At 38.2% G+C, this 25,890-nt stretch carries 27 protein-coding genes; 16 read left to right on the forward strand and 11 right to left on the reverse strand.

The window, feature by feature from the left end; all coding sequences use genetic code 11:
* The first annotated feature begins 4 nt into the window (after positions 1-4).
* Positions 5-1,996, forward strand: a complete 1,992-nt coding sequence (locus ESZ48_RS02525) for a tetratricopeptide repeat-containing sensor histidine kinase (protein ID WP_129015723.1) — start codon at positions 5-7, stop codon at positions 1,994-1,996.
* A 226-nt stretch (positions 1,997-2,222) separates the two neighbouring features.
* Here the strand turns inward: ESZ48_RS02525 and ESZ48_RS02530 are convergent, their stop codons facing one another.
* The 3 genes from ESZ48_RS02530 to ESZ48_RS02540 all read right to left on the reverse strand — a co-directional run bounded on the left by ESZ48_RS02530 (position 2,223) and on the right by ESZ48_RS02540 (position 4,357).
* Positions 2,223-2,840 carry an FEKKY domain-containing protein gene (locus tag ESZ48_RS02530; RefSeq protein ID WP_129015724.1) on the reverse strand — a complete coding sequence of 206 codons (618 nt, stop codon included), beginning with the start codon at positions 2,838-2,840 and terminating at the stop codon, positions 2,223-2,225.
* A 133-nt stretch (positions 2,841-2,973) separates the two neighbouring features.
* Positions 2,974-3,675: a DUF4412 domain-containing protein gene (locus ESZ48_RS02535; RefSeq protein WP_129015725.1), complete on the reverse strand. Its 702-nt coding sequence runs from the start codon at positions 3,673-3,675 to the stop codon at positions 2,974-2,976.
* Between the two features lie 115 nt (positions 3,676-3,790).
* The gene (locus ESZ48_RS02540) at positions 3,791-4,357 is read right to left on the reverse strand and encodes a DUF3109 family protein (protein ID WP_129015726.1); all 567 of its coding nucleotides are present in this window, start codon (positions 4,355-4,357) and stop codon (positions 3,791-3,793) included.
* A gap of 132 nt (positions 4,358-4,489) precedes the next feature.
* Between ESZ48_RS02540 and ESZ48_RS02545 the strand changes: the two genes are divergently transcribed.
* The 4 genes from ESZ48_RS02545 (at position 4,490) to ESZ48_RS02560 (ending at position 6,291) form a co-directional block, all read left to right on the forward strand.
* Positions 4,490-5,077: a MarC family protein gene (locus ESZ48_RS02545; RefSeq protein ID WP_129015727.1), complete on the forward strand. Its 588-nt coding sequence runs from the start codon at positions 4,490-4,492 to the stop codon at positions 5,075-5,077.
* A 19-nt stretch (positions 5,078-5,096) separates the two neighbouring features.
* A complete protein-coding gene (locus ESZ48_RS02550) occupies positions 5,097-5,306 on the forward strand; it encodes a hypothetical protein (RefSeq protein ID WP_129015728.1) in 210 nt (69 codons plus the stop codon).
* Positions 5,299-5,901, forward strand: coding sequence for an NAD(P)/FAD-dependent oxidoreductase (locus ESZ48_RS02555; protein WP_129015729.1), 603 nt, complete (start codon positions 5,299-5,301; stop codon positions 5,899-5,901). Before ESZ48_RS02550 ends, ESZ48_RS02555 begins: the two co-directional genes overlap by 8 nt.
* Positions 5,902-6,015: 114 nt before the next feature.
* The gene (locus ESZ48_RS02560; RefSeq protein WP_223266334.1) at positions 6,016-6,291 is read left to right on the forward strand and encodes a n-acetylglutamate synthase; all 276 of its coding nucleotides are present in this window, start codon (positions 6,016-6,018) and stop codon (positions 6,289-6,291) included.
* Between the two features lie 153 nt (positions 6,292-6,444).
* Here the strand turns inward: ESZ48_RS02560 and ESZ48_RS02565 are convergent, their stop codons facing one another.
* From ESZ48_RS02565 to ESZ48_RS02575, 3 genes are all read right to left on the reverse strand, one after another.
* The gene (locus ESZ48_RS02565) at positions 6,445-8,037 is read right to left on the reverse strand and encodes a S41 family peptidase (RefSeq protein WP_129015730.1); all 1,593 of its coding nucleotides are present in this window, start codon (positions 8,035-8,037) and stop codon (positions 6,445-6,447) included.
* Entirely contained in the window at positions 8,034-8,468 is a 435-nt protein-coding gene (locus tag ESZ48_RS02570) for a deoxycytidylate deaminase (RefSeq protein ID WP_129015731.1), read from the reverse strand. Before ESZ48_RS02570 ends, ESZ48_RS02565 begins: the two co-directional genes overlap by 4 nt.
* A 114-nt stretch (positions 8,469-8,582) precedes the next feature.
* Complete coding sequence (locus ESZ48_RS02575) at positions 8,583-9,173, reverse strand: HupE/UreJ family protein (RefSeq protein ID WP_129015732.1); 591 nt, start codon at positions 9,171-9,173, stop codon at positions 8,583-8,585.
* A gap of 295 nt (positions 9,174-9,468) precedes the next feature.
* Here ESZ48_RS02575 and ESZ48_RS02580 point away from each other — a divergent pair, with 295 nt between their 5' ends.
* The 9 genes from ESZ48_RS02580 to ESZ48_RS02620 all read left to right on the forward strand — a co-directional run bounded on the left by ESZ48_RS02580 (position 9,469) and on the right by ESZ48_RS02620 (position 18,192).
* A complete protein-coding gene (locus ESZ48_RS02580) occupies positions 9,469-9,696 on the forward strand; it encodes a FeoA family protein (protein ID WP_129015733.1) in 228 nt (75 codons plus the stop codon).
* The gene (gene feoB, locus ESZ48_RS02585) at positions 9,696-11,795 is read left to right on the forward strand and encodes a ferrous iron transport protein B (RefSeq protein ID WP_129015734.1); all 2,100 of its coding nucleotides are present in this window, start codon (positions 9,696-9,698) and stop codon (positions 11,793-11,795) included. Before ESZ48_RS02580 ends, feoB begins: the two co-directional genes overlap by 1 nt.
* A 234-nt stretch (positions 11,796-12,029) precedes the next feature.
* Complete coding sequence (locus ESZ48_RS02590; protein WP_129015735.1) at positions 12,030-12,170, forward strand: FeoB-associated Cys-rich membrane protein; 141 nt, start codon at positions 12,030-12,032, stop codon at positions 12,168-12,170.
* 331 nt (positions 12,171-12,501) lie between these two features.
* Positions 12,502-12,951: a hypothetical protein gene (locus ESZ48_RS02595; protein ID WP_129015736.1), complete on the forward strand. Its 450-nt coding sequence runs from the start codon at positions 12,502-12,504 to the stop codon at positions 12,949-12,951.
* Between the two features lie 136 nt (positions 12,952-13,087).
* Positions 13,088-13,342 (forward strand): autorepressor SdpR family transcription factor, encoded by a 255-nt coding sequence (locus tag ESZ48_RS02600; RefSeq protein WP_129016054.1) that lies wholly within the window; start codon positions 13,088-13,090, stop codon positions 13,340-13,342.
* Between the two features lie 3 nt (positions 13,343-13,345).
* Positions 13,346-14,008 (forward strand): SdpI family protein, encoded by a 663-nt coding sequence (locus ESZ48_RS02605; protein WP_129015737.1) that lies wholly within the window; start codon positions 13,346-13,348, stop codon positions 14,006-14,008.
* Between the two features lie 139 nt (positions 14,009-14,147).
* Complete coding sequence (locus ESZ48_RS02610) at positions 14,148-16,253, forward strand: amino acid carrier protein (RefSeq protein WP_129015738.1); 2,106 nt, start codon at positions 14,148-14,150, stop codon at positions 16,251-16,253.
* A 37-nt stretch (positions 16,254-16,290) separates the two neighbouring features.
* On the forward strand, positions 16,291-17,220 hold the full coding sequence (locus tag ESZ48_RS02615; protein ID WP_129015739.1) for a serine hydrolase: 930 nt from the start codon (positions 16,291-16,293) through the stop codon (positions 17,218-17,220).
* 33 nt (positions 17,221-17,253) lie between these two features.
* Positions 17,254-18,192: a serine hydrolase gene (locus tag ESZ48_RS02620; protein WP_129015740.1), complete on the forward strand. Its 939-nt coding sequence runs from the start codon at positions 17,254-17,256 to the stop codon at positions 18,190-18,192.
* Positions 18,193-18,267: 75 nt separating this feature from the next.
* Here ESZ48_RS02620 and ESZ48_RS02625 read toward each other — a convergent pair whose 3' ends face one another.
* The 5 genes from ESZ48_RS02625 to ESZ48_RS02645 all read right to left on the reverse strand — a co-directional run bounded on the left by ESZ48_RS02625 (position 18,268) and on the right by ESZ48_RS02645 (position 24,191).
* Positions 18,268-19,290: a UDP-glucose--hexose-1-phosphate uridylyltransferase gene (locus ESZ48_RS02625; protein WP_129015741.1), complete on the reverse strand. Its 1,023-nt coding sequence runs from the start codon at positions 19,288-19,290 to the stop codon at positions 18,268-18,270.
* A gap of 168 nt (positions 19,291-19,458) precedes the next feature.
* Positions 19,459-20,607 carry a galactokinase gene (galK, locus tag ESZ48_RS02630; RefSeq protein WP_129015742.1) on the reverse strand — a complete coding sequence of 383 codons (1,149 nt, stop codon included), beginning with the start codon at positions 20,605-20,607 and terminating at the stop codon, positions 19,459-19,461.
* Positions 20,608-20,609: 2 nt separating this feature from the next.
* Positions 20,610-22,256 (reverse strand): solute:sodium symporter family transporter, encoded by a 1,647-nt coding sequence (locus tag ESZ48_RS02635; protein ID WP_129015743.1) that lies wholly within the window; start codon positions 22,254-22,256, stop codon positions 20,610-20,612.
* A 2-nt stretch (positions 22,257-22,258) separates the two neighbouring features.
* The gene (locus tag ESZ48_RS02640; protein WP_129015744.1) at positions 22,259-23,188 is read right to left on the reverse strand and encodes an aldose 1-epimerase; all 930 of its coding nucleotides are present in this window, start codon (positions 23,186-23,188) and stop codon (positions 22,259-22,261) included.
* A gap of 4 nt (positions 23,189-23,192) precedes the next feature.
* Entirely contained in the window at positions 23,193-24,191 is a 999-nt protein-coding gene (locus ESZ48_RS02645) for a GntR family transcriptional regulator (protein WP_129015745.1), read from the reverse strand.
* 276 nt (positions 24,192-24,467) lie between these two features.
* On the opposite strand from ESZ48_RS02645, the gene ESZ48_RS02650 reads away from it, so the two are divergent.
* Positions 24,468-25,403 (forward strand): outer membrane beta-barrel protein, encoded by a 936-nt coding sequence (locus ESZ48_RS02650; RefSeq protein WP_129015746.1) that lies wholly within the window; start codon positions 24,468-24,470, stop codon positions 25,401-25,403.
* A gap of 5 nt (positions 25,404-25,408) precedes the next feature.
* On the forward strand, positions 25,409-25,855 hold the full coding sequence (locus tag ESZ48_RS02655; protein WP_129015747.1) for a DUF2147 domain-containing protein: 447 nt from the start codon (positions 25,409-25,411) through the stop codon (positions 25,853-25,855).
* Positions 25,856-25,890: the final 35 nt, after the last annotated feature.

Below are 25,890 nucleotides of genomic sequence, written 5' to 3' on the forward strand. Positions count from 1 at the left end.
ACTTATGCGACATCTTCCATTAAAACTAATAGCGGTTTTAAAAAATTCCTTAAAGCATTTTGCGATAGGGTTGGTGTATTTTAGCGCCATCATATCACTTCAAGCCCAAAATCAAAACAATGCTGAGTTTGACGCTGCATTGCAAAAAGTTGAGAGTACTTGGCCAAAAGATTATTCTGAAATCCATTCCTTATTCTCGAAGTTTACACGTGACAGCTTGATTATGAAGCGCTTGGCGGTTAAAGCCTCAGATGCGCACTCATTGGAAGTTGAGAGTTATGCCATGAATAAGTTGGGAGAAATTTATAGGAATAAATCGCTCTATGATGCTGCATTAAAATCTCACCAAAAGGCTGAAGAATTGGCAAAAATCGCCAATAACATTGAATTGGAGGTTATTAGTCTCAACATGATGGGCGTGGTTTACAGACGGATGGATTTTATAAAACCTGCTCTGGATTACCATAAAAAAGCTTTGGACATTGCGAAATCCATTAAAAATCCATCCGAAGAGCTGATGCTCAGTATTGCGGTTTCCCAAAATAGTATGGGAAATATTTATTTAACCCTAAAGCAGTATGATCTCGCCATTGATCAGTTTGAAAAATCGCTGGTCATTGAAAATCAATTGGGAAATAAATTAGGTTTGGCCATTAACTACCATAATCTGGGCTATGCTGATGAGGCCAAAGGACTTTTAGATCTTGCCCTAAAAAATTATGAACGTTCGTTAAATTATAATGAACAGATTGATTCTGAAGTTGGTCGCGTTATTTGTTACAACAGTATTGGACAGATTTATATCAAACAAAAGAAATACAAAGAGGCAAAAGCGATCATTGAAAGAGGTTTAGAGAAGGCGATTAAATTGGGCGATCAATATTATATTTCTTATGCCTATATTAATTTAGGTTGGGTTCAACAGGAACTGCAAATGGATGAATTAGCAGAAATCAATCTCAAGAAGGGACTGGAAGTTTCTGGAACCTACGGACTAAAAACCTCCACTGTTGATGCCTACAAACATTTATCTGAGTTATATAGAAAGAAAAAAGATTATAAGGCCTCTTTAGAACATTTTGAGAAAGCTGTTGAACTTGAAAAAACTATTTTCACGGAGCGTAATATGCAATATGTGAGTGATATTATCATTCAGTATGAAAACGAAGCTAAGACGAACCAGATCATTCAGCTTGCCAATGAAAATGAATTGGTAAGATCAAAATTACAACGGAATCAAACCATATTTTGGGCCGCTATTTTGACTTTAGCAATTGTTGCGGGCATTATGATTGCCATTAACAGAAACAGACAATTAAGTCATGAAAAGCAGATTTTGACTTTAGAACAGGATATGTTGAGGAGCCAAATGAATCCGCATTTTATCTTCAACTCATTAAATTCCATAAAGCTTTATATCATTAATAACGAAAAGGAGAATGCCGTTTATTATTTGAATAAGTTTTCAAAATTTATCAGGAAAATATTGATCGCATCCACTGAAAAGGAGATTTCTTTGGAAGACGAATTGGATACCATGCAGCTCTACATGAATATTGAAAATATCCGATTTTCCAACGAAATCAATTTCACGATAGAGGTAGAGCCAGGTATTAATATTTCGGTCATTAAAGTACCATCACTTATTTTACAGCCTTTTCTTGAAAATGCATTATGGCACGGTCTTTCTTCCAAAAAAGAGGACAAGCAGATTCAATTAAGGGTTTATAAGGAAAACAATGATTTTATTAATATTTCTATTACTGATAATGGTATTGGCAGAAAGGCTTCAGAAATAATAAACGATGGCAGAGTAATGAAAAGTAAGTCTGTGGGCTTAGCCATAACCAAAGCGCGATTGGCTAATTTTTCTAAACGATTTACTAATGATTATAAAATGGATATCGAAGACCTGTATGATGCAAAAGAAAGACCACTTGGAACTAGGGTGGTGGTACATATCCCAATCCGTTCCAATAAGTTGAAATCGGCATAAGTGATTATTGGTGAGTTCTTGAGAATTGCTTTTATTGGTTGTAGTTACTTAGTTTCTATAAATGCTTTAACCACCAACCTGCCCGTCCGTTCAGGCGGGTGCACGAATAATTATATGATTTTTCATATGCTTTATCGGCCATTTCACGAAGCAGACTTTCAGCATGGCAATATAAAACTTAGGATGTCCAGCTTATAGTAGTTTATTCTATACGATTTGAATGTCATTACAGTCCAAAAGGTTGTGCGGGCAATTTGTCTTTCCAAACCTCGCCAAATTTCAAAGTCAAGTAATCTTGAATTTTTTTATTGGTGTTCATCGCCGTTCTAAACGAAATTGGATCTACCACACAGTTTTCGCTTATAAAACCTACTCCAAAAACATCTTTAAATGGTTTTATGGCTTCAGGGCTAAGAGCGACCAAACCGTGCACAATAAAGTTAATCGTGCCATTGTTAACGCCCTCTTCAATTTGTTCATTTGAAAATCCTGAGATGTCTTTTATGGTAGAAGTTCTCGCTAGTGTTTCAGCATTCGTTGTTTTGTTTTCCAATCTTATGGTCACCGTGTTTTTTCGTTCAGTAATTCTAATTGGATAAGAGGTGAAAGCATTAACGTCTTCAGAATAAAATTTAAATTGATACTTCCCTCTTTTTGGAAGCGTGATTGTGAATTCCTCCAATGAGTTGATTTGAAAACTTTGATTGGTTTCTGAAATATAAAACACACCAGAAATAGAGGTTTTATCAGTTAAATTTTCAAAAATGACAGTTGCCATAATTTCGTCTGAAAAGACAGAAGTAGATGAGAATGTTGCAAATAGGATACTTAACAATAGGTTCATGAAGTTTGTTTCAAATGTTCTCAAATATAGAGACAATCAAAAGCATTCTCAACCATGATTGCGCAAAAAAGGCATTTCAATGTGTGAAATGCCTTTTAGATTGAGGGAACGGTACCAATATCAAATACAGTGTTTATTTTCCGAAAGCACTTAACATAGAACCATAATCTGAAGCTTGGATTGAGAAATTGGTTTTCTCCAAACCTACACACTCCATGGTCGTGTTATTCTTGTTTTTCTTTTTATCAACAAACTTCATTTCCATCATGAGGCCATTTTCTCCATATTTTTTCATCCAAGAGGCGTCAAAGCCTTTTGGCATCTTGGTTTTACTATTGTCCCACATTTTGCTGAAACTTACCGGGGCTTCATTAGTAATGTAAACCGTGATGTGACTGTCTTTGTTTTCCATAATGAATCCGTCGCACTTATATCCCAAAATAGTTTTGGAGCCTATTTGTGTAAATGTGAAATCAGAATCATTTTTATCTGAATCAAAATCGCTGAGCTTTATTTTCGATTTTTGGACCATTTTTTTACCCATCATTTCCATGAACATACCGGTGGTACCGCTATCATTGTCCATAACGGTAAACATTTTCATGCCTTCCTGTCCTTTTGTAATTTCTGAAATATCAAAACCAAAATATCCTGCATCTTTTTTGAGATAATAGTCAAATTGAATATGATCCTTTTTGTTGGTCATTTTAAGTTTATAGATATAGTCAAAATCATAGGCATCTTTAAGTTCTTTCGAACCATTCTGGGACAGAACGAGAGTTGATGAACATAGAAATAAAAGGCATAAGCCGACTCTAAATACTGAATTTTTCATTTGTAGTGAGATTAATTAAATTAAGTGAAACTTAAAATTATTAAAACAAATGAATTAAGTATAAAGCAATGTATGGATTGTAGTGAATAATGTGTGGATGGAACAAAAATGGAAGTTAACGTTGACTTTCAGCAACTTTTTCCAGCTCCATATACCAATCCTCTCCAAACTTTCTGATGAGTGCCTGCTTGACAAATTTATAGACCGGAACCTGAAGTTCTTTGCCTAAAGTACAAGCAGCATCGCAAATATCCCATTTATGATAATTAAGGGCAGAAAATTCAGAATATTCCTTAACCCGAACCGGGTATAAATGGCAGGATACGGGCTTCTTCCAGTCCGTTTCACCTTGGTTGTAGGCCTCTTCAAAGGCACAAAGTGCTGTTCCTTTTTTGTCAAACATCACATAAGCACAATCTGCGCCATCAATTAATGGCGTTTCAAATTCGCCATCTTCCGTAGTGATAAACGTGCCTTGTGCCTCAATGGCATCAATGCCCTCTTGACGTAAAAACGGTTTGATTTTAGGATAGATAGCCTGCATGATTTTTGTCTCCTCCAATTCCAAAGGAGCACCTGCATCTCCATCAATACAACAAGCACCCTTACATGCTGCTAAATTGCATACAAAATCCTTTTCAAGGATGTCTTCTGAAACAATGGTTTTTCCTAGTTGAAACATGGTCTATGGGCTTAAAAATGAGCTGAATTATATAAAAAAGTGGGCTGCAAAAATAGCTAAAATTTATAGTTATTAACCTTTAAAATCGGTATTAATATTCTAATTTTGCAAAAAGTTTAAAAGCTTAATCTTATGCAACTTGATTTCAAAGAGATTTTTACCGCATTTATGATTCTTTTTGCGGTTATTGATATTATTGGAAATATTCCAATCGTCATTGATCTGCGAAAGAAATTCGGTCATATAGAAAGTGGGAAAGCTTCTATAATTGCCGGACTTATCCTTATTACATTCCTGTTTTTAGGTCAAAATATTTTATCTTTAATAGGTATCGACATCAACTCTTTTGCGGTTGCAGGTGCGTTTATTCTCTTTTTCATTGCCTTAGAAATGACCTTGGGGATTACCTTGTATAAAACTGAAGATAGCGGTAGCATGACGGCAACTGTTTTTCCTTTGGCATTCCCTTTAATTGCGGGACCTGGAAGCTTAACCACCTTATTGTCTTTACGGGCTGAATATTCCGTACAGAATATCATTGTGGCGGTTTTATTGAATGTTGTTGTTATCTTTATCGTCTTAAAGACTTCCTCGAGAATTGAACGTTTTCTTGGGCCAAGTGGCATCAATGTCATCAGAAAGATATTTGGTGTTATTTTGTTGGCAATTGCCGTAAAATTATTTGCCCATAATATCAAGACCTTGTTTGAGTTGTCTTAATTAAATCAATAATCAGAATATGAAAATAGTCACTATAATTCTAACGGTCATTGCATTGGGACTTATTGCTTTCAATTTTGGAGAGCTCAATTTTAATGGCTTATTGCAAGGCGAAAGTTTTGTGGCAGTGGTTACAATTATCTTAGCGCTTTGCGCCATTGTGCTGTTGCAAATTTTAAGAATTTCGAAACGTATTGAGAAACTTTCCAAACAAAATCGGAATGTATGATGTGTTAATTGTTGGCGCTGGAGCTGCTGGTATGTCTTGTGCCTTGGTTTTAGGATCAGCAAAACCAAAATCCTTTGCGGAGCATAAGCGGATTGGCTTGATTACTCACCAGAGAACTTCCCATTTACAAACGGCCTTGTTCAATAATGTTTTGGGTTTTCCTTCGGGCACTTTGGGTTCTGATATTCTGTTTCAGGGCAAAGCACAACTCAGCACCTTGTATCCACATGTGGATCAAATTAAAAATGAAAAGGTAAGTGCCATTCTGAGATCTGCGGAAGGTTTTACGGTGACCACCAATAAAAACTCTTACACGGCCAAAGCAGTCGTTGTGGCTGTAGGCTATACAAATTTGATCACTATTGAAGGTTTAGAGACCTATATCGAGCCACATCCAAGAGCTCCAGCTGCAAAAGAACGTATTTGGTTGAAAAACGATAATCATTTGGTAGCGGACGGTTTATATGTGGCGGGTACTTTGGCCGGGTGGAGAAGTCAGTTTGCGATTGCTTCGGGTAGCGGCGCCCAAGTTGCAACAGATATTTTGACACTTTGGAATGATGGAAATGATGCCCATGTCCATGATAAAACTTAAGAACGGAACACGGAGAAAGCGGGTTTAACCGATAGGCAGTGATTTCTCTTTGATAATTACAGAATATCAATGACTACGATAGATCTGTTTATTATCATCAACAACCGAATTTAAATGAACTACAACACTAAAAAATTCCGACCAATTCAGAATTCTGCAAATGGAGAAACTTCAGAGGAAACTATTTTTGAATATAAGCAGACTGGCAATATCCTAACTTCCGATTATAAAGGTGGTCAAATAGTAAAAGGTCATTTAATAGGATTGGTGGACGAAAATGGGCATATCGAAATGCGTTACCACCAAGTCAATGTCAAGGGAGAATTAATGACTGGAGTTTGTCATTCAAAACCCGAATTCCAAAAAAATGGAAAAAATCAGACTTCATGAAACATGGCAATGGACTTCCGGTGACAAATCGAGTGGCGAATCCATATTGGAGGAGATATAGTTTACTAGTCGAATGAAAATCCCTCAATGCTTTTGTGCAAAAGAGTGATATCGTTAATAAATGATATTCATAGAAAATAAAGAATATTTCCGCTACTTATTCTCAATCAATCTCATCACTTCCTCAATCATATCGTCCGTAGCATTTAGAATTTCTTCAGAAGCATTTGAGCCATATAATTGGTCAGCCAAAGCGGCTTTGATAAGTTGTTTCATTTCTTTATTGTAGGCCACAAAAGTGACGTTTGCTCTATGTCTTTCATTCAGATAGTCCTGAAATCTGATAACAATATCATCACTGACCGCAAAATTAGAGATAAAATCCTGCTGGGTGACCCCGTTATAGCTGCCTCGATCTTTATCAAGTTCTTCAAAAACAAAATAACTGATAAGACCACTTTGTCTGATGTAATTTAGGGTTTCGTTTTGGATGCTTGAATCTAAAGGCACAAAAACATCAGGAATTATGCCGCCCCCGCCATAAACAATCTTTCCTTTTGGAGTGGTAAACTTTAAGGAATCGGCTACTTTGATGTTGATTTCATCATTAAGTTCACCGCTGCTTCTACGTTTGTAATAATCGTTGTAGTATTCTTGATTATGGCCATTATCATAAGGACGTTGTATGGATCGTCCTGTAGGAGTATAATATCTGGATACGGTTAAACGCACTGCGCTGCCATCACCCAATGCCATTTCTCGTTGTACGAGGCCTTTTCCATAACTTCTGCGGCCAATAATTGTGCCTTTATCATTATCCTGTAAAGCGCCAGCAATAATTTCGCTGGCAGAAGCTGAGTTTTCATTGATCAGTACAAACACTTCGCCTTCTTCAAAATCACCTTTACGGGTGGCATAACTGTTTTCTATCCGCCCGGATTTATTTTTTGTGAAAAGAATCAACTTGCCATCTTCCAAAAACTCGTCCACAATTTGTTCAGCAATTCCCAAGAAACCGCCGGGATTATCCCTTAAATCCAGTACTAATTTGGTAGCACCTTCATCTTGAAGACCGTCCAGGGCTCTTTTGAATTCTTTATAAGTGGACTCGGCAAATCGATTGATTTTAATATAAGCCAGGTCTTTTGTAATCATATAAGCAGCATCCACACTGTTGATGGGAATGCTTGCGCGCCTCACGGTAAAATCGAGTAGATCTTTTTCGCCTTTTCGGTAGACTTTCAGTTTTATTTTAGAGTTTTTCTCGCCTTTTAACTTTTTAATGATGTCTTCATTGCTCCATTGACGTCCAAAAATAGAATCCTCATCGGCCATAATAATTCGGTCACCACTTTTTATTCCTGCTTTTTCGCTAGGGCCTCCAGGAAGCGATCGGATGACCGCTATGGTATCTTTGTAAGTGTAAAAACTGACTCCAATTCCCACAAAATCGCCTTTCATGTTTTCACTGACCCGTTGCATTTCGTTTTTTGGTATGTAAACAGAATGCGGATCGAGTTTGTCTAAAATACCATTGACGGTCACATCCACAATGCTATCGGTATTTACATTGTCGACATATTCAAAATCAATATAATCAATGAGCCTATTGAGCTTGTCTTTTTTGCTGTTTGAAGTAAATAAACGATCAGAATTATCCGTGAAATTGAGTTTCCCACCAACGTAAACGCCAGCTGCAATGGCAACACCAATAATCAATGGGATGTATTTTTTCTTAGAAGTCATTCTGTGCTTAATTCTTCAATAAGTTCTAGTTCTATGCCGGCTTTGGCCAAAAATTCAAGACCGGAATCGTCTTTGTAACCTTGGTGATATACAACACGAATGATGCCAGCTTGATGGATCAATTTGCTGCATTCCTTGCAAGGAGATAAGGTAATGTATAGGGTGGCGCCTTTACAGGATTGTGTTGAGGCCGCTACTTTTAAAATCGCGTTGGCTTCGGCATGAAGAACGTACCATTTGGTGTAACCTTCATCATCTTCACAATAGTTTTCAAAACCTGTAGGTGTGCCATTATAACCATCAGAAATAATCATTCTGTCCTTAACTATAAGTGCACCAACCTGCTTGCGTTTGCAATGGGATAGTTTACCCCATTCTTCCGCGATTCTTAAATACGCCTTATCGTAGCGTAACTGTTTTTTCTTTGGCATTAATTAATTTAATTATTTAGTCGATGCTCCTCGTGCAAACCTACAACGAATATAAAAGCTTCGTATTTTAATTTGATAAAATTTAGAGTTAAATTTTAGCGATTCTTATAGCGCTTATGTAAATAACTCATTGTTGATCAGCATCGGGATGACCAAACCAACAACCACTGCCGATAACACTACAATCCAATCGCGTTTTGAAATCCTGAAGATGGTTTGGCAAAGAAAACCTAAAAACAAGACTACAAAAACAATGATTATTTGTGCTAATTCAATACCCAAGGCAAATTCTACCAAGGGCATCAATTTACTTTCCGCTTTTCCTACAAACATTCTAAATTCGCCCGCAAAACCAAACCCATGGATCAGTCCGAAAAATAAAGTCGATAAAAACAGAATCCCAATTTTTTCACTTGGCGCTTTTTTCCCCGCAGTAAAAACATTGTAGAGCGCCACGACCATGATCGTTATGGGAATCAGGAATTCAATCAAATTGGCACTCACACTGACAATACCGTACACAGCCAACACTAAACTGATGGTATGGCCTAAAGTAAACATAGTGACAAGCAGGATGATACGTTTCCAGTCTTTGAACATATAAGGTACGGTAAGCACCAATAAAAACAAGACATGATCATATGCGTTGATATCCAAAACATGGTTCATGCCGTACGTTGCGTTAAACCAGAAATTGTCGAGCATAAATTTGTAATTTGGGATGCTTCAAAGGTACGATGAACGGGCTGAGTTGCAAAACTATATTATAGAAAACAATGGGCCTTAAAAAGCCGTAAAATCAGAGTCTTAAGGAGTTCATTTTGCTTTACGTTTACTGAATTCTAAACGCCTTTGACTTCTTTATTAGCTCATGCAGATTCCGCAGATTTTCGCAAAACGACCCACTACCCACCGATAACTTTAAACTTTAAGCCACCTAATTATTGAAGAATAAATTTTTTCCATTACTTTTGCTTCTTTAAAATCAATCTAAATAAGCTTGCAAGCAACAGTCGCACATCTAAAAAAAGGGCAACGCGGTATCATTACTGATGTTTCATCGATTTACATCCCATTAAAACTTTTAGAAATGGGCTGCTTACCTGGCAATTTTGTAGAGCTTGTACAGGTGGCTTACTTTTCTGATCCCATGTATCTCAACATCAATGGTACTCATTTGGCCATAAGGAAAGAGACTGCACTTCATATTTTAATAGATATCCTCTAATGAGTAAGCAGATCAATGTTGCATTAATAGGAAATCCAAATACAGGTAAAACCTCAGTTTTTAATGCCCTTACCGGATTGAACCAAAAGGTGGGGAATTACCCAGGGATTACGGTTGAAAAAAAAGAAGGCATTTGCAGGTTGCCTCGTGGCGTGAAGGCGCATATCATCGATTTGCCAGGAACCTATAGCTTGAATGCTTCTTCCTTAGATGAGAACGTCGTTATCGAATTGCTTCTAAATAAAAATGACAAAGACTTTCCTGACGTTGCGGTAGTGGTGAGCGATGTGGAAAATCTCAAACGAAATTTACTGCTTTTCACACAAATTAAAGACTTGGAAATCCCCTGTATTCTGGCAATCAACATGGCGGATAGAATGCGTTACAAGGGTATTACTTTAGATATTCCGCATTTAGAAGAACAGCTCAATACCAAGATTGCACTGGTAAGTACCAGAAAAAACTATGGGATTGATGAATTAAAGGACTTGATTACCAATTATAAAGAACTTTCAACAGCACCCTGTATGAATGCTTCGGCAATTGACCAGGACTATTTTGACAGTTTGCAGAGAGCTTTTCCTAATCAGTCCTTATATAAACTTTGGTTGGTCATTACCCAAGATGTCAATTTTGGTAAAACCGATAGAAATGAAATTGAGGCGGTTGCCGATTTTAAAACCAAATCCAAAGCCGATTTAAAACGTTTACAGCAAAAGGAAACCATTAAACGCTATCAGTTTATCAACGATACGCTTAAGCAAGGGCAGACCATCGATTTAACGACCGCTAAAGATCTGCGTATAAAACTAGACCTCATTTTAACTCACAAAGTTTGGGGCTATGTGATTTTCTTTCTCATTCTATTGCTAATTTTCCAAGCGATTTATGACTGGTCCAGCATTCCAATGGACTTTATTGATTCCACTTTTGCATCCTTGAGCGAATGGACAAAAAATGCACTTCCTGAAGGCACGTTCACTAATTTATTATCCGAGGGCATTATTCCAGGATTGGGCGGAATTGTGATTTTTATCCCGCAGATTGCCTTCCTGTTTTTATTTATTTCTGTGCTTGAGGAAAGCGGCTATATGAGTCGCGTGGTGTTTTTAATGGATCGCGGCATGCGCCGTTTTGGTCTGAGTGGAAAAAGTGTTGTGCCCTTAATTTCTGGGACAGCATGCGCGATTCCTGCGATTATGGCCACTAGAAACATTGAGAACTGGAAAGAACGGTTGATCACTATTTTAGTGACACCATTTACGACCTGTTCCGCAAGATTACCGGTCTATTTGATTATCATCTCTTTGGTCATTCCCGATAAGCGTTTTTTTGGTTTAGGGTATCAAGCCATGACCTTAATGTTGTTATACCTTATCGGATTTGGCGCTGCTTTGGGTTCGGCCATGATCTTGAATAAAATCCTTAAAATTAAGAGTAAAACTTTTTTTGTGGTGGAGATGCCAAACTATAAGTTGCCATTGCTCAAAAATGTGGTCTTGACGGTGATTGAAAAAACCAAAGCCTTTGTTTTTGGTGCGGGAAAAATAATTTTGGCAATTTCTATCATTCTCTGGTTTTTGGCCTCTTATGGACCGGGAGATGAGTTCAATAACGCTGAAGACATTGTCACCACTGAATTCACCGATCAGAAGCTCAGCATCGAAGAATTTCATGAACATGTGGCTTCACAAAAATTAGAACATTCTTTTCTTGGCATTACAGGGCGTGCTATTGAACCTGCTATCAGACCTCTGGGTTATGACTGGAAAATTGGAATCGCCTTGGTCAGCTCTTTTGCGGCTCGTGAAGTGTTTGTAGGTACCTTGGCCACCATCTATAGTGTAGGAAGTGATGACGAAGAAACCATTAAGAACAGGATGGCCGGAGAGGTGAATCCAATTTTGGGAGGACCGTTGTTTACCTTCGCATCAGGAATTTCTTTGCTCTTATTTTACGCCTTCGCGATGCAGTGCATGAGCACCTTGGCCATTGTGCAACGTGAAACAAATTCCTGGAAATGGCCCATATTACAGCTTGTAATTATGAGTGCTTTTGCGTATATTATAGCATTGATTGCGTTTCAGGTTTTGAAGTAGTTATAAGACAGGTGACCGAAGACGGGTGACGGGAAGGTTAGGGATTCTTAAATAACAAATGCTTAAATGCTGTTGATGTCAACCTTTAAAAAGTTATGTAGCTAAGTTCCTCATAGGGGACACGAAGTTTCTCAAAGGAAAAAGTACAACTCGATGGTTTACTTGAAAACACATGATTTGAGAATAGTTAGTTCGATACCTGAGAGTGAAAACTGAAAATCGAAGATTAAAAAAATGAACGATACCATTCAAAACATATTGGCTTTTTTAGCCTTGGGACTTGCGCTAAGTTTCTTGGTCAAGAAATTCTTTTGGAAAAAATCAAAAAAGAAAAGAGCTTTTGGTGATGCGCATGACTGTGACAATTGTCATTAAATCCCAACTTAAGGATGAAGGTCTCTAGATCTATCCCAAATTCTTTCTGAAATTTCCTAAATCGAAAATCTGAGACGGCACATGAACCTGATTTCGGAATCTAAGTTTAACACTATTTCACTAAAAAATTGAGCAGTAGAAGTCATGATATGTCCTATGTCTTAGTGTCATAAGTTTATTTAAGCTTATGTCATCTAGAATCGTAAAAGTTAAAACCTGCCGTACGCAACTAAATTTCCTCAATTATCCTTAATTTACACGTTCAAACATCCTGGCTTAGTCCATTAGTTTTTTAAGAACGAACACTATAGTACATTAACAATCCCTCCTTATGAAAAATATCCTCTCCTTAGTATTATGTCTTTCAATAGCGACTACGGCGCTTTCGCAAAATCTAGATATCACCTTATTGGAAAATTTGACGACCAAATCTTTTGCTTCAATAGACACGTATATGATTGACTATTATGGCTATGAGAAAATCAAAAATCAAAAGGAAGAACTCCAAAATAAATATAGAAGAACTTATAAACATGATTTGGATAATACTATTGTCATCACGGTTATTTCATCAAATGACGACTCCAATGCTTTAGATATTTCGCTTGCAAAAAATTATAAAGTTGAAGAAATTAAGGATAAACTACTTGCGCAAGGGTACACCTATACTGGACTTGAGAACTTTGAGTTTTCGGAATTTAAAAAGGATAAATCGGTGTTTTTAGTTTCTGAAATCCCAAACGAAGAAGGTAAAACTCAGGTAAAAGTCATCGTGGAATAATATTTTCAATGGATCTCCTACCTCATGGTTTTTTGAAATAAGACGTGACTTTCTGATAATTTATATGCAATTAAAAACCAAAACACGTTGACATATAAAATAATATTTAGATATTTGTCTAAATACCTAAATGAAAATGAATTCCTTGTTTAAAGCTCTTAATGATGAAACCAGAAGGCAAATTGTAGAATTATTAAAGGAACGAGATATGAATGCAGGAGAAATTGCAGACCAATTCAATATTTCAAAACCCAGTATCTCCCATCATCTTGATATTCTAAAACGCGCCGATTTGATCACCAGCGAGAAAAAAGGTCAGTTTGTGGAATACTCTTTAAACACCAGCATCTTAGAAGATTTGATAAACTGGATTCTCACTCTAAAAAACTGAACTATGAAACTGAAAAAAGAATTGCCAATCATTGCCATTGTTTTACTGCCTTTTATTTATTTAGCTTATATCTGGAATCAGTTGCCTGAAAAGGTTCCTGTACATTGGAATAGTTTAGGTGAAATAGACCGGTATGGCGAGAAAATAGAACTCTTACTTATTCCCATTCTGCTTCCCTTATTGGTATATGTCATTTTTTTGATCGTCCCGAGAATTGACCCTAAAAACAAACTCCATCAAATGGGAAACAAACTTCAAACTATCAAAACTTTAATGGTCGTTTTAATGTCTGTACTTGCGTTGTTCATACTTTATTCAGCCAAGAACCAATCGTTTGATAATCCCAATTATATGATATTGTTAATTGGGGTATTATATATTATTCTCGGAAATTATTTTAAAACAATAAAGCCAAATTACTTTATAGGCATCAGAACGCCATGGACGCTGGAAAATGAAACCGTGTGGAAAGACACTCATAGATTAGGCGGAAAGATGTGGTTCATAGGAGGAATTATTGTGGTTCTATCGAGCTTGATGTTAGACCATAAGCAGAATTTTACTTTATTTCTTATCACCACCACCATCCTCGCCCTAGTTCCGGTAGTCTATTCCTACATTAGATTTAGAAAAGAGAAGAAAAAAAATGTCGAACAAGTCTTATAATAATTCCGCCTAGAAAACCACATTTTCAATCCTTGTATTGCGCACTCTCAAAAAAAGAACTCAAATATCTTGGGAGGACTTTGACTTATCACTAAATTGTGTTTTTCAATTTAAAAACCGATAACTCTTAATAATTTTGATGATAAAATCCAAGGCTTTCACGTTTCTCACGCTCGTATTTCTAAGTTTCACAAGTTTAGCAGCTCAGGTTTCATCTCAGGAGGTTATGACCGTACAGTTAGAACTGCTCAACCCTTCTTCAGAAATTAATAACGGCATTGCAAAAGTATCGGTGCATGGGGGATCTGCGCCCTATCAATACAAATGGAGCAATGTAGATACGCCGTTGGACGCTTCAGAGTCCGTTGGGTTAATTGAGGGCATGGAGCACTCTGTAACCATTACAGATGCCAATGGACAAACAGTTACAAAACAATTTACCATCCCTGCAAAATCAATTACAGAAATTTTCAATAGTGGCGTCCAACCGGCCGTAGATGTCCTGGGCGCCGTGCTTTTCTGGGATGCTTTTGCTACCCTCGGCATATATGACCCTGTGGTTTATACGTCTCATAGGAACATTAAGCTGCCGTTAGAAGCCAGTAAAAACAATGCGGCATACCAATTAAAAAAATGGTTGGTTGCAGACGGAAGCCAAGTTCAATCAGGCGAAAAAATCGCCTTATTGGTAAACCATCACAACGAAGAATTAGCTATTTATGCACCTGCTGCGGGCATTCTTGAACACGTTATAGAAGAAGGAGCCTCAATTTCCAGAACACCGGATGAAGGTTCTTATAATGTACCTCTCTTGGCAACTATCAACTTTCAAACACCACAACCTCTTTTGCATCCTAATGGGGATGTAAAAACCAGCACCATTCCTTTTATCGTGGTCTGGCTTATTTTAGGCAGTATTTTCTTTACGCTGCGTTTAAAGTTTGTGAATATTCGTGGTTTCAGGCATTCTTTAGATTTAGCAAGAGGAAAATATGACGATCCGGATGCTCCCGGTACGATAACGCATTTTCAAGCGATGGCCACCGCTGTGTCCGCAACAGTGGGATTAGGGAATATTGCTGGCGTTGCCGTAGCCATTTCTTTAGGTGGTGCGGGCGCAACATTCTGGATGTTTTTGGCAGGCTTTTTCGGAATGTCCTTGAAATTCGCCGAATGTACCTTAGGCGTCAAGTATCGCTTTATTGATGAGGAAGGACGCATATTTGGCGGCCCTATGAACTATTTGCGCTATGGTCTTGAAAAGCAAAACCTCAAACGTTTAGGGAAGTTCTTGGCGATACTTTTTGCCGTTCTTGGGGTTGGTACCTCATTTGGTGGTGGGAATATGTTGCAGTCAAATCAAGCTTTTAAAATAGTATCAGAACAGATCCCAGTTTTACAAGGACAGGGATTTTGGTTCGGAATTGGCTTTGCACTGTTGGTTGGTGCCGTGATTATTGGCGGCATCAAAACTATTGCGAAAGTGACGGCAAAAGTAGTTCCTGTGATGGCCGTTTTGTATGTAATTGGTTGTTTAGTGGTGATTGGCTATCATATCGAATTTCTGGGTGGTGCATTTGTAGCCATTTTCGATGGTGCGTTTTCTGCCCAAGCTATGAAAGGTGGCTTTATTGGAGTGCTTATCATAGGTTTACAACGTGCGGCATTTTCCAGTGAAGCAGGCGTAGGTTCTGCCGCCATTGCCCATAGTGCTTCCAAGACCAATCATCCCGTTGCCGATGGTTTTACCTCCTTGATTGAACCGTTGATTGACACGATGCTGGTGTGCACCATGACCGCATTGGTGTTGATTTTTACTGGTAAACATGAAACAAGTACAGGTATGGGTGGCGTGGAACTTACTGCTGATGCTTTTGGATCCGTTATTTCTTGGTTTCCTGCAGTACTGGCCGTGGCGGTGTTTTTATTTGCATTTTCTACCATGGTCTCCTGGTCCTATTACGGTATGCGATCTTGGAGCTACCTCTTTGGAAGAAGTAAAAAATTAGAATTGGTTTATAAAGTTTTGTATCTCGTTTTTGTGGTATTGGGAGCGTCAGTTAGTTTAGGAGCTGTTTTAAGTTTCGCCGATATGATGATCCTCGCCATGTCCTTTCCTAATATTATAGGATTGTATATCATGGCTCCTGAAATAAGTGCCGACATGAAAATTTATTGGCAGAAATTAAAAGATGGAAAACTGTATATCAACCCAAAATTCATCAAAGCGAAGGAGTCCGAATAAAATTTTGTAAATTAATTCCGTTTTTAACTAAATGCTCATGAAATCAGTAGTATTCTTTACCCTAATTCTCATTTTGTCATTCAATAACTTTTTGAATGCTCAGCAAACCGATAAGAACCTTGAAAAAGGACTTCAAAATCTTGTAAAGGATTTTGAAGGTGATGTAGGTATTTACGTTTATAATCTAAAAACAAATCAAGAAGCCGGGGTCAATGCCGATACCATTTTCCCGACGGCCAGTGTGGTAAAAGTGCCTATTTTGATTGAAGTATTCAACCAGATCAAAGCAGGAAAATTGCATCTGAAGGACACCTTGGTTTATGATGCCAAAAGAAAATATGGCGGTTCAGGGTTGATGCAGTTTTATAAGGACAGTACCGTAACCGATCTTCGCACCTTAGCGTCACTGATGATCACCGTAAGCGACAACACAACATCTTTGTGGTGTCAGGAACTTGTGGGCGGAGGCATGGAAATCAATAAAACTATGGCCGATTTAGGCTTGGCGCACACCAGAGTAAACAGCCGGACAGAAGGTCGAACAAAAGATTGGGAAACCTATGGCTGGGGACAGACCACACCGCGTGAAATGGCTTCTTTACTAGTTAAAATGAGAAATAGGACGTTGGTTGATGCCGCGTCGAGCGATGAAATGTACCGCATTATGTCCAATTCTTATTATACGGACTATTCGCTATCGCAAATTCCACCTTACGTTCAAACCGCTGCCAAACAGGGCATGGTCAATAAGTCACGATCTGAATTGGTCATGGTCAATGCGCCAAGTGGCGATTATGTGTTTTATATCGCTACTAAAAACAATGCCGATGAATCCTGGGATTTTGATAATAAGGCTTGGCAATTACAAAGAGCTATTTCGGCCTATCTATGGCAGTATTTTGAACCAGAATCAGATTGGAAGCCTGCTTCCGGATTTGCGGATTTGGTGACTGGACTGAGATATTGATTATCAAATCATTCATTTTTGAAAGCTGCAGTTATGAGAATTAGATTATCTTTATTAATGATATTTACCATCTGTGGAAACTTATTCGCACAAGAGGCAACCGTTCCTAACTATTATGAATCAGACCCTGGGCTTTCAGAAAAACTGATGGACATTGTGAAAGACCTAGGATTAGATAAAGATTTTAACGTTGGCGAAGATGGCACGGAACAAATCTCCTTAGCAGTCATTGATCTGAATGGAGAGAAACCAAAGTTGGGCGGGGTCAATTATGACAACTTTATTTACCCTGCTTCAGTTTACAAAATATATGTTGGAGCAGAAATCTTGCACCAAATCACATCTGAGAACCTACATCTCGATGATCCTTATGTGGTACAATCTCCTAACGATGTGGACAAGAACAAGGAAATTCAGAACGATCCCAGAGCTCTTCTGAAAGAGGGCGATAGCGTAACGGTCAACTACCTTTTGGACCTGATGATTACCCGCAGTGATAACACAGCGTCCAATTGCTTGATTGATTTGGCGCAACGTCCAAAAATCAATACCCTGATGCATCATTATAATTGGCAGGGAAGCGAGGTGACTAGAAAGTTTTTGAGCAGAAAATTTGAAGATCCCGAATATGTAAAAGCTGAAGGGACGATGACCTGTGCATTGCATGCCGCGGACTTTATGTACAAAGTTCAAACCAATCAATTGGTAAATCCTTGGGTAAGTATGCAAATGAAAGTTTTATTGGGTCGGCAATTAGACAAAAGTAAACTCGCCGCAGGACTTCCTGATAATGCTATGTTTTACCACAAAACCGGCTGGTGGTCCTATTGGACCAATGATGTAGGAATTGTGGATGATGGAGAAACATCTTATATCATTGCCTGCTTTTTACCGATAAAGGAAGAGCTCGTTTTGCCTCAGATGAAAGAACTTTCTAAACGCATCTATAATTTAATGAAATCAAGAAGTTAAAGATTAATTCCTTCAATTTTATAAAGCATTCGACAGGTTCCAAGACAATTTCATTTAGGCCATACAAAAAAAAATCTATACGATTAATGCTTTCAGCCTATCCACAGCTTGCTCTGCAGTGATATCGCGTTGTGGAGACCCAAACATCTCATAGCCAACCATAAATTTCTTTACCGTGGCGCTTCGCAATAATGGCGGATAAAAACTCATATGCCAGTGCCAATGCGCATTGGAATCTCCGTTGGTTGGCGCTTGATGGATGCCACTCGAATAAGGAAATGAAACCTCAAACAAAGCATCATAAGCTTTTGTAATTTTTGAAATAGCCTCTGCAAAAGCCAAACTTTCACTTTCGGAGAGTTCTGAAATGTCTTTATAATTCTTTTTAGGTGCAATCATGGTTTCAAAAGGCCAAACGGCCCAGAATGGGGTAAGTACCACAAACTCATCATTTTGATAAATGATACGCTCATCTACTTCAAGTTCCTGCTTTAAATAATCTCCCAAGAGACTGCTTTTATTCTTGTCGTAATAGGCTTTTTGATGCTGATTTTTCTTCTCTACTTCATTCGGAAGTGTGGATTGACTCCAAATTTGACCATGTGGATGCGGATTGCTGCATCCCATCACCGCACCTTTGTTTTCAAAGATCTGCACATAATTAATAAGCTGATTTGACCCCAACAAAAGGTATTCTTTTTGCCATGCTTTTACAACCTTGTTGATGTCCTCCACTTCCATATCTGCCAAACTCTTGGAGTGGTCCGGACTAAAACAAACGACTTTGCAAATCCCCTGCTCACTTTCCGCAATAAATAAACCGTCGTTGACAGAAAACTCGGGTGATGTGGTCTGTAGTGCGGCAAAATCATTGGTAAAAATAAAGACATCCTTATAATCTGGGTTTTGCTCGCCATTAATGCGAGTGTTACCAGCGCATAAATAGCAACTTGGATCATGCGTAGGGCGTTCCTCATTGGCAACAGCTTCGTTCTGACCCTGCCATGGTCGTTTGGCTCTGTGCGGCGATACCAACACCCATTCGCCCGTAAGGATGTTATAGCGCTTATGTGAATAGTCTTGCAAATTATTGTCCATGGTATTATGTTGTATGATTAGTATTTCTCAATCGTCCTTCTCTAATTCAAATAGATCTCAACGAATAATGATTTTTGGATGTGACGCCCAGTTTATCGGAAGAGCAGAGTTTTGAGTCTTGAGTATTGAATCTTGGTTCTTGATTCTTTTTACTTTGTTCTCGTTTCACTAAACCAAATGCGTCCCCTGCGAAAGTTTCACCTCATAAAAAGAACATTCCCTTCCGAATTCCTCTTTAAATTGCTCTGAAACTTGATTTTTGAACGTCTCCATTCCACTCTTTCGAACCAAGTTGATGGTACAGCCACCAAAGCCACCTCCCATCATTCGCGCGCCAATAACATCAGAACTCCCCTGTGCTTTGGTTACCAAAAAATCGAGTTCAGTACAACTCACTTTGTATTGAATGCTCAAACCATCATGAGATTGGAAAAGCAAATTCCCTAAAGTTCCCAAATCATTTTTTTCAATCGCTTCGGCGAACTTTTTTACTCGATTGTTTTCTTCAATAACGTAGAGCGCTTTTTGATAATCTTCTGTGGATATCTCTTGTTTGATAGTATCTAAATCGGTTTTTGTAGCATCTCTCAAAGCCACAATTCCAAGTAACTCGGATACTTTTTCACAAACTTCACGACGGTCGTTATAGGCGGTCTCAGCCAAATCATGCTTGACATTGGTGTTGATGAGCATTAACTCATAATCCTTAAAATCGATTTCATAGGGTTTGGAGGTCACAGTTCTACAATCGAGAAGCAGCGCACTGTCTTCAATGCCAAACATACTCGCGTACTGATCCATTATGCCACATTTTACGCCGGCATAATTATGTTCTGCTTTTTGGGACACCAAAATCATGTCTTCTTTAGACAAGCCGAGACTAAAAAGCTCATTGATTCCAAACACAAAACTATTTTCCAATGCCGCAGATGAGGACATCCCTGCGCCACCGGGAATATTTCCAGAAAAAACCCCATTGAAATTGCCAAAAGTTTTCCCAAGCACTTGTAATTCTGCTACAACACCCAAGATATAGTTTCGCCAATCGCCATTTTTTAGAGGTTTGATGTTATCTAAAGCAAACTCATAAAGTTCACCTTTATTTAAGGCGAATACTTTACTGGTGTTCGCGTCGCTTTTTTGAATGGCCAATGCAATGCCTTTGTCTATGGCAGCTGGGAACACAAAACCCTCATTATAATCCGTGTGTTCTCCTATAAGGTTGATTCTCCCTGGAGAAAATACGATTATAGGCACAGAATTAAATTGGTCCTTAAAACTAATGGTGACTTCATTTATGAGTTCATTCTTCTTCATATCTAAGCGAAATAAATATAAATACTTACAACAAGTAAGCAAATTATAACACCTACCTGTTTAACATATTTCCATGGGGTAATGTCCACTTGTTTGGTGTATTCTTGTATATAAGGTTCTTTCCTTGGTCTTAATTTCCCGATTATCAACATGATGGCGATGTTCATCACAAATAAAATCGCCATAATATCCAAAAAGTGAGGATACGCTTGAGCTTCCACTAACGCTAATGCCGCGTCATCCGTAATACCAGAAGCAGCAGCTTTATCAAGAGCATTTCCAATAAAATAAGGTTGAAGGAAGAACTGGCTGATGATGTATAAAACACACCCAGAGACCAATCCCACTTTGGCCGCAATTGCAGGAACACGTTTCGTGGTATATCCAACCACAATAATTGTAAGGATAGGGATGCTATAAATACCGTTAATTTCTTGTAGGTAAGCAAACAAACTGCCCGCGTTGGCAATAAATGGCGCAATAAACATCGCCGCTATCGCCAAGATTATTCCAAATATTTTACCATACTTCACCACCGTTTTCTCATCAGCGTCTTTGTTGATGTGCTGCTTGTAAACGTCAATTCCAAACAAGGTGACAGAACTGTTCAACACGCTATTGAACGAACTTAAAATAGCACCAAAGATTACTGCTGCAAAAAAACCGACCCATGCCGAAGGCAGTACTTTTTTTACCAACATCGGGTAGGCACTATCAGCATTTTCTAAAGTTCCTTGAAACATGTGATAGGCAATCAATCCTGGTAAAACCACAATGATTGGTCCCAATATTTTGATAAATCCTGCCAACATCAATCCTTTTTGACCTTCTTTCAAGTTTTTCGCACCAAGCGCTCTCTGAATAATTTGTTGGTTCGTACCCCAATAAAATAAATTGACCAACATCATTCCTGTGAAAATCGTGTAGAATGGTACCGGGTCTGTCGGTCCTCCCATCGATTTGAATTTATCAGGATTCTCAGTGACTACTTCTGATAATCCAGCCAAAATATCGCCATCGCCAATCATCATCAAACCAAAAATTGGAATCAACACACCACCTGCCAACAATCCGATGGCATTGATAGAATCTGATACTGCTACTGCTTTCAAACCTCCAAAAACCGCATAGATAGAACCGATGATACCAATCCCCCAAACACAAATCCAAATAGACTGTGCTTGCGTCACGCCAAGTAATTCGGGCACATCAAACATGCCGCTGATGGCAAGCGATCCTGAATATAAAATAACAGGCAATAAAACCACAACATAACCAGAAAGAAACAACACCGAGGTCAATGTTTTGGTCGTCACGTCAAAACGTTCCGCTAAAAAGCCAGGTACGGTGGTCAAACCTCCTTTTAAATATCTTGGTAACAAAAATATAGCAGTCAAAACCATGGCCACTGCTGCCAATGTTTCCCAAACCATTACCGATAATCCGCTTTGGTAAGCTGAACCGTTGAGTCCAACCAACTGTTCTGTAGATAGATTGGTAAGCAATAATGACCCAGCAACGACGCCTGCGGTTAAACTACGTCCGCCTAAAAAATACCCATCTGAAGAGGACTCGTCGGTTTTTCTTGTTTTTAAATATGAGATTACGGCGACAAGTGCTGTAAAACCTACAAAGGTTAGAAATTGCATAATTATGTGATTAGTTGGTTAGTTTTTATTTTAGTCTTTCTGTTTTCAAAAGCAATAGTCCATTTGACATGGTAATGTTTATCTGGAGATAGGATTTGAAGGCCTATCTTATTATTGAAACTGTTATTTGCGCCCGTCATCGGCTCAATGGCAATAACATTTGGTGTGTCCGGCGTATATAACTGTAAATAATTCTCCTTTGAGGTGGAACTTATTTCCAAGCGATATTCTGGCGTCAAAAACTCCACTTTATTGGATTCGAGAATATATCCATCATCTAATTTGACGTCTTTAAGTTGATATGGCATGTCCATATCAAAAGGGATTGTACCAGAAATGATCTGTTGCTCATCATGTAAAAACTGGGTCTTACTTTCAAAATTTAAATGGCTTTCCTCCAGATTTTTACTCACAAAATAAGGATGCCATCCAAGAACAAATGGGAACGGCTTTGTATCCAAATTGATGATTTCTGTGGCTAAGCTAAACTCATCTCGAGTCAATTTATAAATCAATTGGATCTGAAACTGAAAGGGGAAACCCTTATTTGTGCCGTTATGAGTGAATTGTAATGTAATCTCTCCCGCATCTGAAGTTAGTTCTTGGTCAACGAGATCAAACATTTTATCATACACCATCCCATGAAGCGCATTGTTTTTATCGATTTCGTTGCAGTTTAGAATATAGTCAGTGCCGTCAAATGTATATTTCCCATCCTTAATTCTATTCGCAAACGGAAACAGGATAGACGATGCGTAACTTTTCCCGTAAGTAGATGGATGGAAATCGGCAAGCACCTTAATCCCATCAAATTCCAGCCCACTCAATCTCCCACCTTGATTAAGACAAAGCGTAGCTTTTGAGGCGTTCTGGGAATTGCCAATTTCTATAAATTGCAATCCATTTTCTGCTTTTTCAGTGAGTGTGTACAAGCGCTTATATCGATTTTCTAATAATTAAACGGTTCGGGTTTTCTACTTGGGCAAACTCCTTGTTTAAAATCATTTGCGCCAATCGTTGTCCCATGAGATTGAAATCGGTGGAGATGGTGGTGATGCCTCCTTCAACAATTTCCTTCAATAAGGTATCATTATAAGAAATCAGTCCAATGTCCTTAGCAATGGATAGACCTTGTTCTTTAATACGTTTGATAATACGTATTAAATTTTTATCGTCCAAGACGATGTAAAGTTCCCCCCGCGTCAATTCTCTATTGGTAAAGTTATCAATTACGTCATAATCTAGGGCGTGATGCTCGCAAAATAATTTAAATCCGCTTAAAATTCCTTCAGGTTGCCGCGCTGCAGGATATAACAAAACCATTTTTTTATAGGTTTTTATTTGCCTTAGTGCCGTTTCAAGGCCTTGATAAATGTCTTTCTTAAAATTTTGAAATATGGACGGGTACTCTTTTAGGTCTGGATTTGTTTGGTCTAAAATATAAACTTTTTCCTTTGGCAATCTCTCGATGATTTGTGATGTGTCCTTAAGATTGGCCGGCATGATCACATAGGTAGTATAATCGCCTACATTGTCATTGATCAGCTTGCTGAACATCTCAGGATTAAAATGATGAAAGAAAATATCGACCTGGATGTTTTCACCTAAATTGGACAGAAATGAATTATACAAATCCTCTTTAAAGGAATTGAACTCATCAAATAATAAAAATATCTTTTGATTAACCTCCACATCTTCACTGTTGACATAATAGCCTTTTCCAACGATGGAATGGATGATACCACGTGTCTTCAACTCATTGAACGCCGTAAGTACGGTATCTCTTGAAAGTGAATTTTGATTCTTGATGTGGTTTAGGGAAGGGAGCCGATCTCCTTTTTTCAGAGTACCGTCAAGAATTGCCGCCTCAATAGAAGCAACGATTTGTTTGTACTTGGGAATTCCAGATTTTTCTTTGACCGCAACAATTCTCATATAACAAATTTATAAGAATTTATCACATAAACAAACTGGTGGGTACTGGTAGTTATTTTTTTTGGCAAACATTCTAAATGGAAACGAAATAATGCAATTCGATTATTTACTTTCGTTAGAATAATTTTTACATTTTTGAATTTCAATTACTTATATGGGTCAAGATTTATTCTAATCCAGCTTTTTTTTCTACGTACTTTTAAGAGATGCTACAGAAACTGAATTAAACTCACCAATTATATTTAAAAGAAAATTATAAATCCAAAATCGAGAATTATGAAAATTTCACTCAAAGCTTTAGTGATCTGCATACTCATCTCTACAAGTTATGTAGTGCAAGCTCAGGACGACATCAACCTAGGTACTTCACAAAAATTTTACTTTCGAGTCAGCGCAGGTTATAGTTTTGAATCCGGTAAAACGGAATTCAATAATGCCGATCCAAATGGTCTTACAGGAATTATGCAATCTACCGATGTTACTGTTAATGCCGATGGCTCAGTGAATGTAAAAGCGCTCAACGGAACTGTGGGTGCCGGTGTTAAAGCCAATGCCACTATTGGATATATGTTCAACCCATATATTGGTGCCGAATTAGGTGTTAGCTATTTCCATGGCGATAAAACCTTAATCGGCCGATTAAGAAGTCCGCAGGTCGTCTCTGAGGAAAATACTTATTTAAGAGGTTTTGACGTGGCACCTGGAATTGTTCTAACCCCCAATTTTAAAACAATAAATCCCTATGCACGTATGGGATTGATTGTTCCCATTGCCGGAGAGTTAAATATTGAAACCAGGGCCAAACAAGCTAATGCAGGCGGGCCAGGCACGGATATTATGGTAGAAGCCAAAAGTGAAGTAAAAGCAAGTTTCAGTGTAGGATATTTTGGAGCCATGGGCCTTAACTATCCTGTTAATGATAACTTGAGCATTTTTGCCGAAGTTGAAATCAAGAATTTGAGCATAAAAAGTAAATCGGCTGAAATTACCGAATATGCTACCACAGCCATTTCTAATGGACAATCGCAGTTAGTGCCAGGAAAGCAATTGTCCGATCTTCCCATTTACGAAAAGCAATTTGAGTTTACAGACGATTTTGCCCAAAGTAGCACAACCGTTCCAAACCAAAACGAGCCACGAAAAATTCCCACACAATTTGTGAATGCCAGTGGCACAGGTATTAATTTTGGTATCAGGTTTACAATTAATTAAAAGGTATGGGAACGATCAAAAAATATCTATTAGGTCTCGGTTTTGTACTGTTTAGTGTTTCAGCAAGTCAGGCACAAACTATTGTTGGGCAATGGAAAACGATTGATGATGAAACAGGTCAGGCAAAATCCATTGTTGAACTTTATAAGGACAACGGAAAATTATACGGAAAGATTATCAAATTGTTAATACCAGAAGACCAAGGCAAATTGTGCGTAAAATGTACAGGCAAAGACTACAACCAACCTATTGAAGGTTTAGTCATTGCCAAAGAATTGACTAAAGATAAGGACGACAATACCTGCGAAGGAGGCACTATTTTTGATCCCGAAAAAGGAAAGGAATACAAATGCAAAATGTGGATTGACCAAGCGGAACCCAACACGTTAAACGTACGCGGCTACGTGGCATTTTTCTACAGAACCCAAAAATGGTATCGGGTTACGAATTGAAATATGATGAGATAGCACGACAAAAGGCATTTTAA

The organism is Gelidibacter gilvus (assembly GCF_004115975.1).
GTDB lineage: Bacteria > Bacteroidota > Bacteroidia > Flavobacteriales > Flavobacteriaceae > Gelidibacter > Gelidibacter gilvus.

Excerpts from the sequence above, each read along its gene's own strand:
- ESZ48_RS02525 (WP_129015723.1), top strand. The coding sequence starts at position 5 with ATGCGACATCTTCCATTAAAACTAATAGCGGTTTTAAAAAATTCCTTA.
- ESZ48_RS02530 (WP_129015724.1), bottom strand. The coding sequence starts at position 2,840 with ATGAACCTATTGTTAAGTATCCTATTTGCAACATTCTCATCTACTTCT.
- ESZ48_RS02535 (WP_129015725.1), bottom strand. The coding sequence starts at position 3,675 with ATGAAAAATTCAGTATTTAGAGTCGGCTTATGCCTTTTATTTCTATGT.
- ESZ48_RS02540 (WP_129015726.1), bottom strand. The coding sequence starts at position 4,357 with ATGTTTCAACTAGGAAAAACCATTGTTTCAGAAGACATCCTTGAAAAG.
- ESZ48_RS02545 (WP_129015727.1), top strand. The coding sequence starts at position 4,490 with ATGCAACTTGATTTCAAAGAGATTTTTACCGCATTTATGATTCTTTTT.
- ESZ48_RS02550 (WP_129015728.1), top strand. The coding sequence starts at position 5,097 with ATGAAAATAGTCACTATAATTCTAACGGTCATTGCATTGGGACTTATT.
- ESZ48_RS02555 (WP_129015729.1), top strand. The coding sequence starts at position 5,299 with ATGTATGATGTGTTAATTGTTGGCGCTGGAGCTGCTGGTATGTCTTGT.
- ESZ48_RS02560 (WP_223266334.1), top strand. The coding sequence starts at position 6,016 with ATGAACTACAACACTAAAAAATTCCGACCAATTCAGAATTCTGCAAAT.
- ESZ48_RS02565 (WP_129015730.1), bottom strand. The coding sequence starts at position 8,037 with ATGACTTCTAAGAAAAAATACATCCCATTGATTATTGGTGTTGCCATT.
- ESZ48_RS02570 (WP_129015731.1), bottom strand. The coding sequence starts at position 8,468 with ATGCCAAAGAAAAAACAGTTACGCTACGATAAGGCGTATTTAAGAATC.
- ESZ48_RS02575 (WP_129015732.1), bottom strand. The coding sequence starts at position 9,173 with ATGCTCGACAATTTCTGGTTTAACGCAACGTACGGCATGAACCATGTT.
- feoB (WP_129015734.1), top strand. The coding sequence starts at position 9,696 with ATGAGTAAGCAGATCAATGTTGCATTAATAGGAAATCCAAATACAGGT.
- ESZ48_RS02590 (WP_129015735.1), top strand. The coding sequence starts at position 12,030 with ATGAACGATACCATTCAAAACATATTGGCTTTTTTAGCCTTGGGACTT.
- ESZ48_RS02595 (WP_129015736.1), top strand. The coding sequence starts at position 12,502 with ATGAAAAATATCCTCTCCTTAGTATTATGTCTTTCAATAGCGACTACG.
- ESZ48_RS02600 (WP_129016054.1), top strand. The coding sequence starts at position 13,088 with ATGAATTCCTTGTTTAAAGCTCTTAATGATGAAACCAGAAGGCAAATT.
- ESZ48_RS02605 (WP_129015737.1), top strand. The coding sequence starts at position 13,346 with ATGAAACTGAAAAAAGAATTGCCAATCATTGCCATTGTTTTACTGCCT.
- ESZ48_RS02610 (WP_129015738.1), top strand. The coding sequence starts at position 14,148 with ATGATAAAATCCAAGGCTTTCACGTTTCTCACGCTCGTATTTCTAAGT.
- ESZ48_RS02615 (WP_129015739.1), top strand. The coding sequence starts at position 16,291 with ATGAAATCAGTAGTATTCTTTACCCTAATTCTCATTTTGTCATTCAAT.
- ESZ48_RS02620 (WP_129015740.1), top strand. The coding sequence starts at position 17,254 with ATGAGAATTAGATTATCTTTATTAATGATATTTACCATCTGTGGAAAC.
- ESZ48_RS02625 (WP_129015741.1), bottom strand. The coding sequence starts at position 19,290 with ATGGACAATAATTTGCAAGACTATTCACATAAGCGCTATAACATCCTT.
- galK (WP_129015742.1), bottom strand. The coding sequence starts at position 20,607 with ATGAAGAAGAATGAACTCATAAATGAAGTCACCATTAGTTTTAAGGAC.
- ESZ48_RS02635 (WP_129015743.1), bottom strand. The coding sequence starts at position 22,256 with ATGCAATTTCTAACCTTTGTAGGTTTTACAGCACTTGTCGCCGTAATC.
- ESZ48_RS02645 (WP_129015745.1), bottom strand. The coding sequence starts at position 24,191 with ATGAGAATTGTTGCGGTCAAAGAAAAATCTGGAATTCCCAAGTACAAA.
- ESZ48_RS02650 (WP_129015746.1), top strand. The coding sequence starts at position 24,468 with ATGAAAATTTCACTCAAAGCTTTAGTGATCTGCATACTCATCTCTACA.
- ESZ48_RS02655 (WP_129015747.1), top strand. The coding sequence starts at position 25,409 with ATGGGAACGATCAAAAAATATCTATTAGGTCTCGGTTTTGTACTGTTT.